The organism is Pseudoduganella sp. RAF53_2 (assembly GCF_052113985.1).
Taxonomy (GTDB): Bacteria; Pseudomonadota; Gammaproteobacteria; order Burkholderiales; family Burkholderiaceae_D; genus Rugamonas.
The window spans coordinates 1-1374 of record NZ_JBFRDW010001003.1; the positions used below are offsets into that span (position 1 = coordinate 1).

Consider the following 1374-nt stretch of genomic DNA (forward strand, 5'->3'; position numbering starts at 1 on the left):
GCGCACTCCACCGCAGAGGCGATAGCGGTCACAGCGTCGCAGTCAAGCACGCTTTCCATATAGTCGGCATCGTAGCGATACCGACGTCGCAATTGCGGCGACGAACGCTGGCCGCGTGATGAGCGGGATGAATTAGGCATGGCGGTCTCCGTCGAACTGAAAGTGTTGCACGCGAGCGGAGCAAGGAATGACGGGTTTTGCGGAATTGCCTGTGCGACGAGACCAGACAAGGCGGAACCCATATTGAGAACAGGCGCGAGGGTGCGATACATCTACTATACGCGCTTGTGAAGCGCGCACGTTGGATGCGATTAAATATATATTTGGTTCCTTCGGGAGGCAGCGCTGGGGCATTGCTGAAGTAGTAGGGCTGACGGCATCTTCCCGCGCACAGATGGCGTATGCCGGTCGCTGTACGTGGTGGTCCGGTCGGGAGATCGGGCGTGGGCGGCGGACGTCGCGGCAGCGTTCGAAACGTACCAGTCGGCCGGTGCCGTTTGGGAAATTCGCCAGCTTCAAAATAAATGCGAAATGATTAGGAAAACCGGCGGTTATCCTGTATTGTGAACCTGGCACTACATCAAGTCGTTTTATTGTTGGTCCCTCTCTCCTGTCTCGCCGTCGCGCGGTCCTGTTTGATGCCCTCCGTTATTCCTCTTGGTCAAATGTGCGCCCGGGCGTCTTGCCCATGCATTTAAAAGGACTAAAAATGACTACCCAAACCGGAACCGTAAAATGGTTCAATGACGCCAAAGGTTTTGGCTTTATCACTCCGGACTCAGGCGGTGCCGATCTATTTGCGCACTTCCAGGATATCCAATCGGATGGCTTCAAGAGTCTGTCCGAGAACCAGCGCGTTTCATTCGAGCGCTCGAATAGTCCCAAAGGTGAGAAAGCAAGCAATATTCGTATTATTTGAAAAACGCATGTGAGATGGACGTTCCCGCTGAGGCGAGGAGCGCCGATACCTAAGGCCGACTCTTCGCCGCACGGCGCTACTTGTTGGCCTTTCCCTTCCATAATCCCACTGGCACTGGCGGACGGCGTCAGCGCGCRGTAGTTGTCAGCGGCGCGGGGAGTCAGATGCTACAGGTGTTTCTGCATCAGTTTGACGATCAGTTCCAAATAGTGCATGTCCGTGGCGTCAAAGTGTTCCATTGGTGAATGGTGTACAACCCAGACCGTGCCGAGTGGCGTATCCGTTGAATCAAACAGCGGGGCTACCAATAGCTCATCGACAAGGACGGGCAAGTTTTGCATCCACGCGTACCGCTGGGCCGGGCTTCGAAAGAGCAATGCCTCGCGGCGGTCAAGGCAATCGCCGCAGGCACTATCGTGCCGAGGAGACTGGCCCCCTTTCAGGTCAAATACAAG

Annotated in this window: 2 protein-coding genes; one reads left to right on the plus strand and one right to left on the minus strand. The window is 55.6% G+C overall.

Features of this window, described 5'->3' with window-relative positions:
* Positions 1–709: 709 nt before the first annotated feature.
* Positions 710–919, plus strand: a complete 210-nt coding sequence (locus AB4Z11_RS31810; protein ID WP_442030186.1) for a cold-shock protein — start codon at positions 710–712, stop codon at positions 917–919.
* A 167-nt stretch (positions 920–1086) separates the two neighbouring features.
* Here AB4Z11_RS31810 and AB4Z11_RS31815 read toward each other — a convergent pair.
* The coding region (locus AB4Z11_RS31815; protein ID WP_442030188.1) for a GAF domain-containing protein at positions 1087–1374 on the minus strand (288 nt) is incomplete at its 5' end.

Bases quoted from the DNA above. Each gene is read 5' to 3' on its own strand.
- AB4Z11_RS31810 (WP_442030186.1), top strand. From the start codon at position 710: ATGACTACCCAAACCGGAACCGTAAAATGGTTCAATGACGCCAAAGGT.